This is a genomic window from Aeromonas sp. 602200 (genome assembly GCF_049173895.1).
Lineage (GTDB): Bacteria > Pseudomonadota > Gammaproteobacteria > Enterobacterales > Aeromonadaceae > Aeromonas > Aeromonas veronii_A.
On record NZ_JAAKSL010000016.1, the window covers coordinates 62337 to 78268 of the forward strand.

General features: G+C 61.1%; 15 protein-coding genes. 12 read left to right on the forward strand and 3 right to left on the reverse strand.

Going from position 1 to position 15932, the window contains the following annotated elements:
- The first annotated feature begins 72 nt into the window (after positions 1–72).
- Entirely contained in the window at positions 73–786 is a 714-nt protein-coding gene (gene torR / locus G5221_RS17095) for a two-component system response regulator TorR (protein ID WP_042080622.1), read from the forward strand.
- A gap of 36 nt (positions 787–822) precedes the next feature.
- On the opposite strand, the gene G5221_RS17100 is transcribed toward torR, so the two are convergent.
- On the reverse strand, positions 823–1227 hold the full coding sequence (locus tag G5221_RS17100) for a GFA family protein (RefSeq protein WP_227341290.1): 405 nt from the start codon (positions 1225–1227) through the stop codon (positions 823–825).
- Between the two features lie 37 nt (positions 1228–1264).
- Complete coding sequence (gene torT / locus G5221_RS17105; protein ID WP_227341288.1) at positions 1265–2311, reverse strand: TMAO reductase system periplasmic protein TorT; 1047 nt, start codon at positions 2309–2311, stop codon at positions 1265–1267.
- Positions 2312–2381: 70 nt separating this feature from the next.
- Between torT and torS the strand changes: the two genes are divergently transcribed.
- On the forward strand, positions 2382–5207 hold the full coding sequence (gene torS, locus G5221_RS17110; RefSeq protein WP_227341287.1) for a TMAO reductase system sensor histidine kinase/response regulator TorS: 2826 nt from the start codon (positions 2382–2384) through the stop codon (positions 5205–5207).
- A 52-nt stretch (positions 5208–5259) separates the two neighbouring features.
- Here the strand turns inward: torS and G5221_RS17115 are convergent, their stop codons facing one another.
- The gene (locus G5221_RS17115) at positions 5260–5544 is read right to left on the reverse strand and encodes a hypothetical protein (RefSeq protein ID WP_005343504.1); all 285 of its coding nucleotides are present in this window, start codon (positions 5542–5544) and stop codon (positions 5260–5262) included.
- 324 nt (positions 5545–5868) lie between these two features.
- On the opposite strand from G5221_RS17115, the gene glyA reads away from it, so the two are divergent.
- The 10 genes from glyA (at position 5869) to G5221_RS17165 (ending at position 15894) form a co-directional block, all read left to right on the forward strand.
- Positions 5869–7122: a serine hydroxymethyltransferase gene (gene glyA / locus G5221_RS17120; protein ID WP_040068624.1), complete on the forward strand. Its 1254-nt coding sequence runs from the start codon at positions 5869–5871 to the stop codon at positions 7120–7122.
- Positions 7123–7272: 150 nt separating this feature from the next.
- A complete protein-coding gene (gene nrdR / locus G5221_RS17125) occupies positions 7273–7722 on the forward strand; it encodes a transcriptional regulator NrdR (protein WP_005338880.1) in 450 nt (149 codons plus the stop codon).
- Between the two features lie 199 nt (positions 7723–7921).
- Positions 7922–9031, forward strand: a complete 1110-nt coding sequence (gene ribD, locus G5221_RS17130; protein ID WP_421263617.1) for a bifunctional diaminohydroxyphosphoribosylaminopyrimidine deaminase/5-amino-6-(5-phosphoribosylamino)uracil reductase RibD — start codon at positions 7922–7924, stop codon at positions 9029–9031.
- Positions 9032–9086: 55 nt separating this feature from the next.
- The gene (locus tag G5221_RS17135; RefSeq protein WP_421263618.1) at positions 9087–9740 is read left to right on the forward strand and encodes a riboflavin synthase; all 654 of its coding nucleotides are present in this window, start codon (positions 9087–9089) and stop codon (positions 9738–9740) included.
- Between the two features lie 149 nt (positions 9741–9889).
- Positions 9890–10999, forward strand: a complete 1110-nt coding sequence (gene ribBA / locus G5221_RS17140; RefSeq protein WP_206900404.1) for a bifunctional 3,4-dihydroxy-2-butanone-4-phosphate synthase/GTP cyclohydrolase II — start codon at positions 9890–9892, stop codon at positions 10997–10999.
- Between the two features lie 276 nt (positions 11000–11275).
- The gene (gene ribE, locus G5221_RS17145; RefSeq protein WP_005338866.1) at positions 11276–11746 is read left to right on the forward strand and encodes a 6,7-dimethyl-8-ribityllumazine synthase; all 471 of its coding nucleotides are present in this window, start codon (positions 11276–11278) and stop codon (positions 11744–11746) included.
- Positions 11747–11760: 14 nt separating this feature from the next.
- Positions 11761–12174 (forward strand): transcription antitermination factor NusB, encoded by a 414-nt coding sequence (nusB, locus tag G5221_RS17150; RefSeq protein ID WP_005343514.1) that lies wholly within the window; start codon positions 11761–11763, stop codon positions 12172–12174.
- Between the two features lie 57 nt (positions 12175–12231).
- Positions 12232–13191, forward strand: a complete 960-nt coding sequence (gene thiL, locus G5221_RS17155) for a thiamine-phosphate kinase (RefSeq protein ID WP_227341283.1) — start codon at positions 12232–12234, stop codon at positions 13189–13191.
- Positions 13188–13682, forward strand: a complete 495-nt coding sequence (locus tag G5221_RS17160; RefSeq protein WP_227341281.1) for a phosphatidylglycerophosphatase A — start codon at positions 13188–13190, stop codon at positions 13680–13682. Before thiL ends, G5221_RS17160 begins: the two co-directional genes overlap by 4 nt.
- Before the next feature lie 487 nt (positions 13683–14169).
- Positions 14170–15894 carry a dipeptide ABC transporter ATP-binding protein gene (locus tag G5221_RS17165; protein ID WP_100654430.1) on the forward strand — a complete coding sequence of 575 codons (1725 nt, stop codon included), beginning with the start codon at positions 14170–14172 and terminating at the stop codon, positions 15892–15894.
- The last annotated feature ends 38 nt before the right edge of the window (positions 15895–15932 follow it).

The following is a 15932-nucleotide window of genomic DNA, read 5'->3' on the forward strand; positions in this document are numbered from 1 at the left end:
ATGAAATAGGGGTATTTATGACAAAATGTGAATAGAATAATCCTCCCTTGTCGACCATCGTGAACCCTGCCCATGAGCTACCACATTCTGGTTGTTGAAGATGATGCGGTTACCCGCGAGAAGCTGACCGGCTATTTCGAGCGGGAGGGCTATCGGGTGACGGCGGTCGAAAACGGCCAGGAGATGCGCGCCGTGCTGGCGGAACAGACGGTCGATCTGGTGATGCTGGATATCAACCTGCCGGGAGAAGATGGTCTGCTGCTGACCCGTGAACTGCGGGCGCGCAGCACGGTGGGGATCATTCTGGTCACCGGCCGCAGTGATGCGGTGGACCGGATTGTCGGCCTCGAGATGGGGGCCGATGACTATGTCACCAAGCCGTTCGAGCTCAGGGAACTGCTGGTGCGGGTCAAGAATCTGCTGTGGCGGATCTCGCTGGCGGCCGCCGCGCCGAGCGAGCCTGCGGTGGCTGACGATGCGGTGCGCTTTGGCCCCTGGCGTTTTGATATTCCCCGCCGTCAGCTCAGCAAGGACGGAGTGCCGGTGCGTCTGACCAAGGCCGAATATGAAGTGCTGGTGGCCTTTGTCGCCCATGCCGGGCGGGTGCTCAGTCGGGAGCGGATCCTGACCCTCATCAGCCATCGCGGCGATGGCCCGAGCGATCGCACCATAGACGTGTTGATCCGGCGGCTGCGCGGCAAGATGGAAGCGGATCCGCGGGATCCCCAGCTGTTTGTGACCGTCCATGGTGAAGGCTATCTGTTTGCCGGTGAGATAGCCTCCTGATCCCGTTACGGTGGCCTTGACCTGTTTGACCGGGTATCAGACCGGCGGGCGAGTATCAAATTGCGGGCAGTCGTCGCCAATCTGGTGCCAGGGCGCCTTGGAGCCGACAAAGATGTGAAACGCGGGCCGCTGGCTCGGCACATCGTCCAGTACCCCGAGGCGCAGGTTGATCTTGCCGCTGCTGCTCTTCTGGCTGAACAGGCTGGAGCCGCAGTGACGACAGAAGGCCTGTGTGGTCTCTGCCGATTTCCTGTAGCGGCCGATGGCCTCTTCCCCCTTCACTATGGTGACCTTGTTGCCATCCAGTCCGCCGACCGAGGCGTAATCTCCCCCTGAAAACTTGCGGCATTCGCTGCAGTGGCAGTTACCCATGTAGTCGAACTGATCCGGCAGGGTCAGGGCGACGGCGCCGCACAGGCAGCTGGCATGTAACTCTTTCATCTCTTCTCCTTGAGTGTGCTGATCGGATTTGGAACGGCTATTCGACCCGATAGACGGGACGAAAAGCGCCATCCGAGAGGGAATCGGCGGGGTCGGCCAGCGGCGCAGACAGCGTCAGAATGGGTGGCCCCATCACCCGAGGGCACTGCTCGGCATTGGCATCAGGGTGTTGCAGCAGGCAGACCGCCTGAGCGACCGCAAGGCGCCCCTGCAGCCGCATCTGATCGCTGTTGGCGGCGAGGATCTTGCCCCGGCGCAGGCCCCGCTGTACCCCGTGGCTGAAGTAGGTGCTCAGCACCTGGGGCCTGTCGAGATGGCGCTGTGACAGTTCGTTGACGGCCACTTCAGCTGCGATGGCGCCCCCCACCAGATAGTCGAGGCCGGGATAGCGGGCCAGCGTCTGCTGCACCAGCGTGCGCTGGATTTCCCGGCTGTTGTCGCCGCGCTCGGTGGTGACCAGCTTGATGGCGCTCCCCTTGATGGCATCGGCAAAGCCCGGCTCGACGAAGTTGTTGCCGCCGCTCGCCTGCGGGCCGGGGAAGAGGGCAACCGAGACCGGTTTGCTACCGGCGGGGTGGCGCTGCGCCAGCCAGTGGCCGATTTGCCAGCCCATCTGGTACCAGGAGACCCCCACCTTGGCCTGCACCAGACCGCTGGGCAGATCGTTGACCAGACCAAAGACCGGCAGCGGTGTGACCTTGATGGCCTCGCGCAAGCCCTGATAGCTCACGGCGCCGAGCAAGATGGCGTCGCTCCCTTCCTGCACGCAGCGCTGCAACTGCTGGCGCTGCTCGACGAGGGCGCCGTAACCTCCCGCTTCGTGGATCTGCAACTTCACTCCCAGCCGCTTCGCTTCGTCCACCATGCCCTGATTGACCGAAAGCCAGTAGGCGTCGCGCAGATGGGGGTAGAGGGCACAGAGGGTCAGCGGTTTGGTTGCCGCTGCGGGTTCCGGCCACTGCTGGCGCACCGGCTGGCCGCTGAATTCGCCGCCGCGCCAGATATCGACCGCAAAGGCGAGGGCGGCGCGGGGAAGCATTAGTAACCAGATCAGCAACAACGGGGAGAGATAGACGCTTCGCATGGTCAGGGGTTTTGTTAAAGTGTTGGGCCATATTATCCGGTCAAAGCCGACCACAACCAAGGGACTTCCCGTGAGAATCTTTTCCGGCTTGGGTGGCAAGTTGCTGCTGGCCTTCTCCCTGATGGCGTTGCTGACCCTGAGTGCCTCCCTGCTGGGCTGGGTGGGGCTTAGCCATCTGCGCCAGCTGGAGCAAGGGGTGCAGCAGACTCTGGCCGATCAGGAGCTGGCCCGCACGCTCTCTCGCCTCAGCGGCGAGATCCAGAGCGCGTCACGGCTGTTGGCCACCGCAACCAGCGAGCAGGAGCGGGAGCATCAGGGACGCCTGCTCACCCTGCAGGGGCAACAGCTGCAGCAGGTGTTGGCTCAACTCGGCCGTGGGCAGGGTTCAACAAGCCTCGATCAGCTCAGTCAGAGCATTATCGGCAATCTGGGCCAGCAGGGCTGGCTGGTGGGGGAGCGGTTGACCCTGATGACGCAGGGTGAAGCGCAGCGGGCCCGTCTGGTGGCGGCAGCCGGGCAGATCGCCGAGCTGGCGCGCAGCCAGATGGAGAACGCCGAAACCGTGATGGTGGCGGGATTGGGTTCCCTCTACCAACAGCAAGGCGCGCAGGCGACCCGGACGCTAGACCGCCTGCTGGAGCAGGATCTCGACTGGCTGGAGCAGATGACCGAGCTGCGTCATCGTACCCTGATGCAGCAGCAGCGCATCGAGGAGATGTGGCGCAGCGAACGACAGGAACAGTTGCAAACGCTATTGCAAGAGGGGCTGCGGGAGCTGGCTATCTTGCAACTGCGAGCCGGGGCGGTGACCGATCCGGCTCGCCGTCAGGCGGTGGAGCAGGCGCTGACCGTGCTGGCGCAGAGTGACAAGCTGGTGCAACTGCGCAGCGACTGGCTCGGCAAGGGGGAGGCACTGCGGGTGCTGGCCAGCGCCAACGACGCCCTGATGAGCAGCCTCAATCAGCAGGTCGGTGAGCTGGTCAGCCGTGCCCGCGATTCGCTGGGGCAGAGCCAGCAGGCGCTAAGTCAGCGCCTCAGGCTGCTGGAGCAGGCGTTGATGGGCATTGGCCTGCTTACGCTGCTACTGCTGATGCTGTTGATGTGGCGCATGGTCTACGGCCGGATCGTCTGGCCGCTGCAACGGGCGGTGGCGGGGATGAGCCGGTTGGCGCGCGGGGATCTGGCCCCCCTTGAGCCGATCGCCAGTACCGGGCGCGATGAGCTGGCGGAGTTGGGGCGGGCCCTGCAGGTGTTTCGTGACAATGCGGTTGAGCTGGGCCGTTATCAGCGCGAGCTGGAGTCGCGGGTCGAGGAGCGCACCGGCCAGCTCAGCCACGCCAACGAGCGGCTCAATGAGGAGGTGGAGAAGCAGCGGCAGGCCCGCGCCGAGGCAGAACAGGCCAACCGCGCCAAGTCGGTGTTTCTCGCCACCATGAGCCACGAGATCCGCACCCCTATGAACGGCATTCTCGGGGGCCTGACACTGCTGGAAGATACCCACCTGAGCGATACCCAGCAGCGCTATCTGGCCGCCATCGAACACAGCGGCGAATCCCTGCTGGAGATCCTCAACGACATTCTCGACTACTCCAAGATCGAGGCGGGCCATGTGGAGGCGCGCCGTGAGCCCTTCCCCCTGTTCCAGCTGGTGGATGAGCTCAGCGCGTTGTTTCGGCCAAAGGCTGCGGCCAAGGGGGTCACTCTGGCGCTGGAATATGCGCCCGGGCTGGCGCCTGTGGTCGAGGGGGATCTGGGCAAGCTGCGGCAAGTGCTCGGCAACTTGCTCGGCAATGCGGTCAAGTTTACCGCCCGTGGCCAGATTACCCTGACGGTGGCGCCTCTTGCCTGCCAAGGCCCTTGCGCCGAACCCTGCATCCTGTTTGTGGTGCGCGATACCGGCCCCGGCATTCCGGCCGATGAGCAGGATGCGGTGTTCGAGGCGTTTCGCCAGCGCAAGCGTGATATAGGCCATCAGGGCGGCACCGGGCTGGGACTGGCGATCAGCCGCAAGCTGGTGGCCGCCATGGGGGGCGAGCTGAGCCTTGTCAGCGAACCGGGCAAGGGGTGTGAATTCAGCTTCAGCCTGCCCTTGCAACGCTCGAGTGCCCAGCTGCCCGCCGAGGCGCAACCGCTGCACCTTGGCCAGTCCCGTGACATCCTGCTGGTGGAGGATAACGAGATCAACCGGTTGGTGGCGCACGGCATGCTGACCCGCCTCGGCCATCGCGTCACCCTGGCGGAGGATGGCCGCAGCGCGCTGGCGCTGGTGACTGCGCGCCCCTTCGAGCTGGCGCTGCTCGATATCAATCTGCCCGATATGGACGGCATGAGCCTGCGCGAGGATCTGGCCGCCATCAGCGAGGAGATGCATGAGCGGTCGCTGCCCGCCATCGCCATCTCGGCCCAGATGTATCCGGAGGATATCCGCCACTGCCTTGCCGCCGGCTTCGTCGATTTTGTCGGCAAGCCGGTGCGGCTGGCGGTGCTGGCGAACGCCATCGATCAGCTGTTTCGGCAAGAGGGCGCTTCTATCGAGCCACAGGTGCAATTACCTGCAGCCGCGCCCCCAACTAACCAACCCGAGTGGACCAATCCGGTGCTGGACGCCGATCTGCCCCTGCTCGGCATGGCGCGGATCCGCCAGCTGGTCGCGCTGTTTGAGTCGCAAGGGCGGGTGTTGGTGGATAAGTTGGCTCAGGGTGAGGGGAGTGAGCAACGTCAGCTGGCGCACAAGCTCAAGGGGAGTGCGCTGGCGCTGGGGTTGACCGAATTTGCCAGCCACTGTGCGGCTCTTGAGGCGGGATGCGGTGAGCCTGCGGCAATCGGGGCGCAATTTGACGCGGCGGTGAGCGGGTTGCAGCAGTGGTTGGCGGCCAACAGGGATGCGCAGCCCTGATCCCTGCTGGCGATGTACGGCGTTTAGGGAGGGTAGCCAGCCCCTGCGCCGTTTATTCGATCTCGCGAAACAGCACCTGCTTGCACTTGGCACAGACCCATTCCCGGCGAAAATCTGTCAGGTGTACCATGCCCACCTCCAGCAACTCATGGTGGCCGCAGTGATAACAGAAGATGATATCGCCATCGACTGATTCAGGGTGGGCCACCAGATAGTCGGCTTTGGTGGGGAGCTGCTCCCACGAGGTGGTGGGGACATGCTTGCGTTGGCTGGTGTAGTAGACCCAGTAGAACAGAAAAAAGACCGCCAGGATCACGAATGTCAGCAGATGGTCCATCTTGAACTCCTCCGGTTAGGTGCAGCCCCTCGGATGCATGGCTGCAATCAGCTCCATCATCATTAAATTTGTTTCGAATGAATATGCTACAGGATGGATAAAGAGGGCGTTGTGATCCCCTTCGGGTTTTGCCCGCCCACCACGGGATGAAAAATGTGCCGTTTGGCGGAGCGGCCAGGGTATTGAACGGGGAGGGAATCTTGCTTTTTACAACATAAATTCAACATTTTTTTAGGTGGTTGGACTGTCTCTTTGATCCAGCTCACGTTACAATGCCCGCGCCCACTTCACCTAACGCGCAAACGATTTTCAGGAGAGAAACGGATGTTGAAACGTGACATGACCATCGCCAATTATGATCCGCAATTGTGGCAGGCCATCACAGACGAAACCCGTCGTCAGGAAGAGCATATCGAGCTGATTGCGTCTGAGAACTACACCAGCCCCCGTGTCATGGAAGCCCAGGGCTCCCAGCTGACCAACAAGTACGCCGAAGGTTACCCCTCCAAGCGTTACTACGGTGGTTGCGAGTATGTGGATGTGGTTGAAACCCTGGCCATCGAGCGCGCCAAAGAGCTGTTCGGTGCCACTTACGCCAACGTGCAGCCGCACTCAGGCTCCCAGGCCAACAGCGCCGTTTATATGGCTCTGCTGCAGCCGGGCGACACCGTACTGGGCATGAACCTGGCCCACGGCGGTCACCTGACTCACGGCTCTCCGGTCAACTTCTCCGGCAAGCTCTACAACATCATCCCCTACGGTATCGACGAGTCCGGCAAAATCGACTACGACGACATGGAGCGCCAGGCTGTCGAGCACAAGCCGAAGATGATGATCGGTGGCTTCTCCGCCTACTCCGGTATCGTTGACTGGGCCCGCATGCGCGAAATCGCCGACAAGGTCGGTGCCTACCTGTTCGTCGACATGGCTCACGTGGCTGGTCTGATTGCCGCTGGCGTCTACCCGAACCCGGTTCCCCACGCGCACGTGGTCACTTCCACCACCCACAAGACCCTGGCCGGTCCGCGCGGTGGTCTGATCCTCTCTGCTGCTGACGACGAGGAGCTCTACAAGAAGCTCAACTCCGCCGTCTTCCCGGGTGGTCAGGGTGGCCCGCTGATGCACGTCATCGCCGGTAAAGCCGTTGCCTTCAAAGAGGCGCTGGAGCCGGAGTTCAAGACCTATCAGGCTCAGGTCGTGAAAAACGCCAAGGCGATGGCCGCGACCTTTATCGAGCGCGGTTACAAGATCGTCTCCGGCGGTACCGACAACCACCTGATGCTGGTTGACCTGATCGGTCGCGAGCTGACCGGCAAGGATGCTGACGCGGCGCTGGGCAAAGCCAACATCACCGTCAACAAGAACTCAGTGCCCAACGACCCGCGCTCCCCGTTCGTCACCTCCGGTGTGCGGATCGGTACCCCGGCCATCACCCGCCGTGGTTTCAAGGAAGCCGAGTCCATCGAGCTGACCCACTGGATCTGCGACGTACTGGACAACCACGACAATGATGCCGTGCTGGCCACCGTACGCGAGAAGGTGCTGGATATCTGCCGCCGCTTCCCGGTTTATGGCTGATAAGCCAGACCATCCGGTTTGAGACCAATGCCACCTGCGGGTGGCATTGTTTTTTCTGGCTTTTACCGGCTTTGGATGGCCGTGTTACACTGGCCGACCTAGATCCTGGCCCGCCGGGCCGGTCCCTGTTCTATTAACACCGGAGGTCCGATGCATTGCCCGTTCTGTAGTGCGGTTGATACCAAGGTGATCGATTCTCGTCTGGTGGCAGAAGGTCATCAGGTGCGCCGCCGTCGTGAGTGTCTGCTCTGTCACGAGCGTTTTACCACCTTCGAGATGGCCGAGCTGGTGATGCCCCGCGTCATCAAGTCCAACGGTTCCCGCGAGCCGTTCAATGAAGACAAGCTGCGCGCCGGTATCCTGCGGGCGCTGGAGAAGCGGCCGGTGAGCATGGAGGCCATCGAAAAGGCGGTCAACCATATCAAATCCCGTCTGCGCGCTACCGGCGAACGTGAAGTTGCCTCCGAGCTGGTGGGCAATCTGGTGATGGATGAGCTCAAGAGTCTGGACAAGGTGGCCTATATCCGCTTTGCCTCCGTCTATCGCAGCTTCGAAGATATTCGCGAGTTCGGCGAAGAGATCGCCAAATTGGAGAAATGATGGTATCTGATGGGCAAGTGGATATCCGCTTCGCCCCTCTCTACCTCAGGACACGAAGATATTCGCGAGTTCGGTGAAGATATTGCCAAGCTGGAGAAGTAAACCGCCATTCTCACCCATGTTGCCGCGTCCGATTACGCTGCGCTAATCGAACCTACGATACTGCGTAAAGCCGAGATGTGTTGTCAAAGGAGCCCGAATGTTTAGTCAAGATGATTACCAATGGATGAGTCGGGCCCTCGAACTGGCCCGCCGCGGCCGCTACACCACGGCCCCCAACCCCTGCGTCGGCGCCGTGCTGGTCAAGGATGGCGTGGTGGTTGGCGAAGGGTGGCATCAGAAGGCGGGCGAGCCCCATGCCGAGGTCTACGCCCTGCGCGCCGCCGGTGACAACGCCCGTGGCGCTACCGCCTATGTAACTCTCGAACCCTGTTCCCATCATGGTCGTACTCCCCCCTGCGCCGAGGCACTGATCAATGCTGGCGTAGCGCGGGTGGTGGCGGCCATGGTCGATCCCAATCCCCAGGTGGGTGGACGTGGCCTGCGCATGCTCTCCGAAGCGGGGATCAAGACAGATTTCGGCCTGCTGGCGAGCGAAGCCGAGGCGCTCAACCCGGGCTTTTTCAAGCGGATGCGTACCGCCTTCCCGCGGGTGACCGTCAAGCTGGGGGCCAGCCTCGATGGCCGCACCGCCATGGCGAGCGGCGAGAGCCAGTGGATCACCTCCCCGGATGCGCGCCGTGACGTGCAACGGCTGCGGGCCCGCCACGATGCGGTGCTCTCCAGCGCTGAAACCGTGCTGGCCGATGGTGCCTCCCTGACCGTGCGCTGGGACGAGCTGCCTCCCTCGGTCAAGGTAAGTTATCCCAAGGAGACCCTGCGCCAGCCGCTGCGGGTTATCGTCGATTCGCAAAACCGCCTCACACCCGACTTGCCTCTGTTCCAGAGCGAGAGCCCGGTGCTGCTGGCCCGTCACAAGGCGTCCGGCGAGTGGCCCGCATGGGTGCAGCAGCTGGAGCTGCCGCTGCTGGATGGCAAGCTGGATCTGGTCAGCCTCTTCATGCTGCTGGCCAAGCAGAACGTCAACTCGGTACTGGTCGAGACGGGCCCGCGGCTCTGCGGCGCTCTGCTGGAGAAGGGGCTGGTGGATGAGCTGGTGCTCTATCAGGCACCCAAACTGATGGGTGACGAAGGGCGCGGCCTGTTCCATCTGCCGGGCCTGACCCGGCTGTTCCAGGCGCCCAAGCTCGCCATCAAGGACGTGCGCATGGTGGGGCCGGATATTCGCATTACCGCCAAAATAGCCTGATTTATCAATGTTCAAGGGGGCATAATCAGCCCCCGTCATCAGCAAGGTGATCTGCATGTTTACCGGAATTATCGAAGCGGTGGGAACCCTGGCCGAACTGCGCCGTCAGGGCGATGACATGGCCCTCACCGTCCACTCACTAGGTCTGGATTTTAGCGACGTCAAACTGGGCGACTCCATCGCCACCAACGGCGTCTGCCTCACCGTCGTTGCGCTCGGCGACAAGAGCTATACCGCCGACGTGTCGCTGGAAACCCTCTCCCGAACCGGCTTTGCTGCCGCCAAGGTGGGCGATCGGGTCAATCTCGAGAAGGCGCTGATGCCCACCTCCCGCCTCGGCGGCCATCTGGTCTCCGGCCACGTGGACGGGGTAGGGGAGGTGAAAAGCGTCTCCAGCAGCGGCCGCGCCATCGAGTACTGGATCAAGGCGCCGGGCGAGCTCTCCCGCTATATCGCCGAGAAGGGATCCATTGCGGTGGATGGCATTAGCCTCACCGTCAACGCGGTACAGGGGGACCTTTTCCGCCTGACTATCGTGCCCCACACCGCCCAGGAGACCACCATCGCCAGCTGGAAGCCGGGCCATAAGGTCAACCTCGAGGTGGATCAAATCGCCCGCTATTTGGAGCGGCTGATGATGGGAAAAAGTCAGGAGAGCAGCGCCTCGACCCTGACCATGGAGACGCTGGCCAAGGCCGGTTTTCTCTGACGGTGAGCGCTGAATCTGGCCCCCAAAACGATTTTCTGTGATCCCGCTCTGATTGAAATGGAGCCGCTAGCCCCAATCTAGAGCAACATACACTCGCATTTGCGTTGAGCCTGCTGGCTCAACCCCCAAGCACACTGATGGAGTAGCCCATGGCGCTGAGCACAACCCAGGAAATCATTGCCGATATCAAGGCTGGCAAAATGGTGATCCTGATGGATGACGAAGACAGGGAGAATGAAGGGGACCTCATCATGGCCGCCTCCTGCGTCCGTCCGGAGGATATCAACTTCATGGCCCGCTACGGCCGTGGCCTCATCTGCCTGACCCTGACCCGTGATCGCTGCAAGCAATTGGCGCTGCCGCTGATGGTGGATCGCAACAATGCCCAGTTCTCCACCGCCTTTACCGTCTCCATCGAGGCGGCAGAAGGGGTGACCACAGGTATCTCCGCCGCCGATCGTGCGGTGACCGTGCAGGCCGCTGTGGCGCCCAATGCCAAGGCGGCCGATCTGGTGCAGCCGGGCCACATCTTCCCGCTGATGGCGCAGGATGGCGGCGTGCTGACCCGTGCCGGTCACACCGAAGCGGGCTGCGATCTGGCCCGTCTGGCCGGTTTCGAGCCTGCCGCCGTCATCGTCGAGATCCTCAACGAAGATGGCACCATGGCGCGCCGTCCGGATCTGGAGATTTTCGCCGAGGAGCACGGCATCAAGCTCGGCACCATCGCCGACCTTATCGAGTACCGCAACCAGCACGAGACCACAGTCGAGAAGGTGGCAGAGTGCAAGCTGCCGACCGAGTTTGGCGAGTTCGACCTCATCACCTTCCGCGACACCATCGACAATCAGGTTCACTTCGCCCTGAAAAAGGGTGAGGTGCAGGCCGACCAGCCGACCCTGGTGCGGGTTCATCTGCACGATGTGCTGAGCGATCTGCTGCTGACCGACCGCCATGCAGCCCGCAGCTGGCCGCTGCCCAAATCCATGGCCCGCATTGCCAGCGAAGGCGGCGTGCTGGTGATTTTGGGGGCGGAATCCCATGGCGCCGAGCTGCTGGCCCGGGTCAAGGGTTTTGAAGCCGCCGACAAGGGGCTGGCGCCGGAAGGAGCCAAGTGGCAGGGCACTTCTCGCCGGGTGGGGGTCGGTTCCCAGATCCTCAAGGCCCTTGGCGTGAGCAAGATGCGTCTGCTGAGCTCGCCGAAGAAGTACCATGCCCTCGGTGGTTTCGGTCTGGAAGTGGTTGAGTACGTCGGCGAGTAAAGCTCTACCAGAGAAGTACCATCCCCTTCCGGGTGGTTTCGGTCTGGAAGTGGTTGAGTACGTAGGCGAGTAAAGTTCCACCAGAGAAGTACCATCCCCTTCCGGGCGGTTTCGGTCTGGAAGTCGTGGAATTTACCGGCGAGCAAGTGCGCTGGACTGGTTACATCGCGATCATGGCCGTCTATTGCGGCCATGGTTTTTGTCGTGGGTCTGTTGTGCTAGAATGTGCGCACTTTTGACTCCGGCCCTTTTGATTGCACAGATACAGGATTTCCAATGAAGGTTATCGAAGGAAATATCGCCGCTCCTGAGGCGCGCGTTGCTATTGTTGTTGCCCGTTTCAACAGCTTCATCAACGACAGTCTGGTGAACGGCGCGGTGGACGTACTGAAGCGTCAAGGTCAAGTGCAGGACAGCAACCTGACACTGGTAAAAGTGCCGGGCGCGGTTGAAATGCCATTGGTCATCAAGAAGCTGGCCAAGAGTGGTCAATACGATGCCATCGTGGCGGTCGGTACTGTCATCCGTGGCGGCACCTACCACTTCGACCTGGTGGCAAACGAGAACAGCAAGGGCATGGCCCAGGTAATGATGGAATATGAAATTCCCGTTGCCTTCGGTGTGCTGACCACTGAAAACATTGAACAAGCCATCGAGCGTGCAGGTACCAAGGCGGGTAACAAGGGTGCAGAGGCTGCACTGGCAGCGCTCGAAATGATCAACGTCCTGAAAGAACTGGACGTGTAACGAGGAGAAGTACATTGAAACCGTCTGAGCGCCGTAAAGCCCGCCATTGCGCCACCCAGGCCATCTACCAGTGGCAGATGACCAAGGCTAACGTGGGTGACATCGAAGAGCAGTTCAAGATCGATCAGGACACCAAGGGTGTAGACCTGAACTATTTCCGCGATCTGCTGTTCGGGGTAGCCCTCCACTGCAGCGAGCTGGACAAGGTGTTTGCACCTTTCCTCTCCCGTCCGCTGGAAGAAGTGGACATGGTGGACAAGGCGATCCTGCGTCTGGCGACCTACGAGCTGACTCGTCGTGATGATGTACCGCCGCGCGTGGTCATCAACGAAGCGATCGAGCTGGCCAAAGCTTTTGCTGCCGATGACAGCCACAAGTTTGTCAACGGTGTACTGGACAAGGTGATCAAATCGCTGAACAAGCGTTGATCCTGCTGTCCGTCAGCATCTAAGAGAGGAGCCAGCTTATTGCTGGCTTTTTACTGTATGGGTGAATTTGAGCTGATTGATAAGTACTTCAAGGTCCCCCACGCCCGCAAGGACGTGGTGATGGGCCCTGGAGATGACTGTGCCCTGCTGACCCTGCCCACCGATACCCAGCTGGCGGTGAGCACCGACACTCTGGTGAGCGGCGTACACTTCTTTCCCGACATGGATCCGGTGGATCTCGGCTACAAGGCGCTGGCGGTCAATCTCTCCGATCTCGCCGCCATGGGGGCCGAGCCGCGCTGGGTGTCGCTGGCGCTGACCCTGCCTGCCATCAACGAAGGTTGGGTTGCCGGTTTTGCCGAAGGGTTTCTGGAACTGGCCGAGTACTACAACGTGGCGCTGGTGGGCGGAGACATGACCCGCGGGCCGCTCTCCATCACCATCTCGGTGAAGGGGTCGGTGCCTGCCGGTCGCGCCCTGATGCGCAGCGGTGCCAAAGCCGGTGACGGCATCTATGTGACCGGCACTCTGGGTGATGCCGCGCTGGCGCTCTCCCACCTGCTGGGCAAACGCACCCTCAACGAGAACCAGCTGGCTGCCGTGCTGCCACGGCTCGACCACCCCCATCCCCGCATTCTGGCCGGACAGGCGCTGCGCGGGCTGGCGGGCAGTGCGCTGGATCTCTCCGATGGTCTGGCATCGGATCTCGGCCATATCCTCAAGGCGTCCGGTGTGCGTGCCCAGATCGATCTCGATCTGCTGCCGCTCTCACCGGTGCTGCAGGATGCGGTGAGCGAGCAGGAGGCGTGGCAACTGGCGCTGGCCGGTGGCGATGACTATGAGCTCTGCTTCACCGTACCGGAGGAGCACCGCGGCGCGCTCGATACGGCGCTGGCCCACAGCGGGGTCAAGTTCAGCCGCATCGGCCGCATCGTGGCGGGCGAGCCGGGCATCGACTACCTGCGTGGCGACCAGGCGGTCGAGTTGCAACTGAAAGGGTGGGATCACTTCGCATGAGTTTGTTCAGGATAAAGCTCGAGCTGACACGACTGGATCTGAAAAATCCGCTTCATTTTTTGGCGGTGGGGTTTGGTTCCGGTCTCAGCCCCAAGGCGCCGGGCACCATGGGCACCCTGGCGGCCATTCCGCTCTACCTGCTGGTGAGCGGGCTGCCGACCCACTGGTTTATCGCCTTGCTGGCGGTGGGTTTTGTGGTCGGTATTCGTATCTGCCAGAGCGCCACCGATGCCATCGGTATGCCGGATCACGGCGCCATCGTCTGGGACGAGGTGATCGGCTTTGGCGTCACCATGATCGCAGCGCCAGCCGGTTGGGAGTGGGTGGTGGCGGGATTCGCGCTGTTCCGGTTGTTTGATGTGCTCAAGCCCTGGCCCATCTCCTGGTTTGATCGCCGGATCCACGGTGGCCTGGGCATCATGCTGGACGATCTGATCGCCGGCCTGTTCGCCCTGTTTTGTATGCAATTACTGGCATTCTGGCTCGGTTGAGAGCCATCTTCCGGGGGATGACCGTTCTGGCATCCCCCGATTTATATCTGCTTAATTTTCATTCATCGGCATATGCTGCCGTTTATCATCCATTTCACATAAATATTCACTACTCATTCGGGGCTGGTGATCGTTTTGGAAATAGTGATAAATGCTGCTTGTTGCGTTGTTGTTGAAATTAAAGTAATGATACCAATAGATGTGCGGACGCACCGGCCATTTGTGTGATGAAAATCATCATTTATCTCTGCCGAATTGGTGGTTATCTGCACAAAACATTGCGGAATTGTATAACTCAATCATTTACACCCGTGGTCAAACCGTCTAAGTTACTCGCGGGTTATTCCAAAAAAATGCAAAAAACCCGCCCGGATCGCTGGTTTCGCTGCCTCATGGATTGAGCAAATATTGCCCAAGGTAACAACCGGCATCTGCGGCTGATTTACGGACGAATTATTTGGGACGGATGTCCCCCGCAGAGGTAAACATGTCCTTGCTCGAAGTAAAGAACTTGCGGATCGAGTACCCCTCCCGCTACGGGGTGCTGGCCGCGGTGAAGGATCTCTCTTTCTCTATCGAAAAGGGTGAGATTGTCGGGGTGGTCGGTGAATCCGGCGCCGGCAAGTCCACCATCGGCAACGCCGTTATCGACCTCCTGAGCCCGCCGGGTCGCATCGCCCGTGGCGATATCTATCTCAATGGCGAGCTCATCTCCGGCAAGAGCCAGAACGAGATGCGGGCCATCCGTGGCTCCCGTATCGGGTTCATCTTCCAGGACCCCATGACCTCCCTCAACCCGCTGTTCACCGTTGAGCATCAGTTGGTGGAGACCATTCTGGCCAATACCGACCTCTCTCGCGAAGCTGCTTTTGCCAAGGCGCTGGAGCTGATGGGGGCGGTGGGTATTCCGCAGCCGGAGCTGCGTATCAAGCAGTATCCGCACCAGTTCTCCGGTGGCATGCGTCAGCGGGTGGTTATCGCCATTGCGCTCTCCTGCGATCCGGAGCTGATCATCGCCGATGAGCCGACCACGGCGCTCGACGTATCCATCCAGGATCAGATCCTCCAGCTTATCCGCGCCCTCTGCAAAGAGCGTCAGGTGGGCTGCATGCTGGTGACCCACGACATGGGGGTGGTCTCCAACGTTACCGACAAGGTGGCGGTGATGTATCGCGGCGATCTGGTGGAGTTCGGCCTGACCGAACAGGTACTGGGCAGCCCCAATCACCCCTATACCCGCAGCCTCATCTCGGCGGTACCTCGCTCCGACGTGAAGCTGGTGCGTTTCCCGCTGGTCTCCTATATCGAGGATGCCAGTGCGCCGGATACCAATATTGACCTCAAGACCCACTGGCTTGGCCAGAGTCAGGACGAGCGTGCCTATGAAGGGGCGCTGCTGCGGGTGGAGAACGTCGATCTGAAGTTCGTCACCAAGGACTCCATCTTCCCGAGCCGCCGCCAGTATGTGCGCGCCTGCAACAACATCAGCTTCGAGATCTTCGAAGGGGAGACCTTCGGTCTGGTGGGGGAATCGGGCTCCGGCAAATCGACTATTGCCCGCGCCATCACCGGTCTCTATCCGCCTGATACCGGCAAAATCTTCTTTGAGGGGATCGATCTGACCGCTCTCAAGAGCGAGCGCGAGCGTCGCCCGCTGCGTCGCCAGATGCAGATGGTGTTCCAGAACCCCTATTCGTCGATGAACCCGCGGATGAAGGTGCGCGACATCATTGCCGAGCCGATCCGCTTCCATCAGCTGGCGAGCAGCGAGAGCCAGATCGAGGGGATCGTCGGCGATCTGCTGGATCACGTGGGTCTCGGTCGTGGTGCTGGCCTCAAGTATCCCCACGAGTTCTCCGGCGGTCAGCGTCAGCGCATCTCCATTGCCCGCGCCCTGGCCACTCGCCCGCGCTTCCTCATCTGCGACGAGCCGACCTCGGCGCTGGATGTGTCGGTGCAGGCCCAGATCCTCAACCTGCTCAAGGATTTGCAGCAGGAGCTCAAGCTCACCATGCTGTTCATCAGCCACGATCTGCCGGTGATCCGCCAGATGTGCGACCGCATCGGGGTGATGCAGCACGGTCATCTGGTGGAAGTGGCCGAGACCGAGAAACTCTTTACCAATGCCGAGCATGAGTACAGCCGCAAGCTGATCTCCCTCATGCCGGAGTTCAAGGGAATGTCCCGCGAGGGGCTGGAAATCGCAAGCTAGGAGAGCGCCGGTGCGCCGGTCTGCTTGTCAAAAAAAGT

What these genes read in the sequence shown, in the direction of transcription:
- torR (WP_042080622.1), top strand. Translation starts at nt 73, where the DNA reads ATGAGCTACCACATTCTGGTTGTTGAAGATGATGCGGTTACCCGCGAG.
- G5221_RS17100 (WP_227341290.1), bottom strand. Translation starts at nt 1,227, where the DNA reads ATGAAAGAGTTACATGCCAGCTGCCTGTGCGGCGCCGTCGCCCTGACC.
- torT (WP_227341288.1), bottom strand. Translation starts at nt 2,311, where the DNA reads ATGCGAAGCGTCTATCTCTCCCCGTTGTTGCTGATCTGGTTACTAATG.
- G5221_RS17115 (WP_005343504.1), bottom strand. Translation starts at nt 5,544, where the DNA reads ATGGACCATCTGCTGACATTCGTGATCCTGGCGGTCTTTTTTCTGTTC.
- glyA (WP_040068624.1), top strand. Translation starts at nt 5,869, where the DNA reads ATGTTGAAACGTGACATGACCATCGCCAATTATGATCCGCAATTGTGG.
- nrdR (WP_005338880.1), top strand. Translation starts at nt 7,273, where the DNA reads ATGCATTGCCCGTTCTGTAGTGCGGTTGATACCAAGGTGATCGATTCT.
- ribD (WP_421263617.1), top strand. Translation starts at nt 7,922, where the DNA reads ATGTTTAGTCAAGATGATTACCAATGGATGAGTCGGGCCCTCGAACTG.
- G5221_RS17135 (WP_421263618.1), top strand. Translation starts at nt 9,087, where the DNA reads ATGTTTACCGGAATTATCGAAGCGGTGGGAACCCTGGCCGAACTGCGC.
- ribBA (WP_206900404.1), top strand. Translation starts at nt 9,890, where the DNA reads ATGGCGCTGAGCACAACCCAGGAAATCATTGCCGATATCAAGGCTGGC.
- ribE (WP_005338866.1), top strand. Translation starts at nt 11,276, where the DNA reads ATGAAGGTTATCGAAGGAAATATCGCCGCTCCTGAGGCGCGCGTTGCT.
- thiL (WP_227341283.1), top strand. Translation starts at nt 12,232, where the DNA reads ATGGGTGAATTTGAGCTGATTGATAAGTACTTCAAGGTCCCCCACGCC.
- G5221_RS17160 (WP_227341281.1), top strand. Translation starts at nt 13,188, where the DNA reads ATGAGTTTGTTCAGGATAAAGCTCGAGCTGACACGACTGGATCTGAAA.
- G5221_RS17165 (WP_100654430.1), top strand. Translation starts at nt 14,170, where the DNA reads ATGTCCTTGCTCGAAGTAAAGAACTTGCGGATCGAGTACCCCTCCCGC.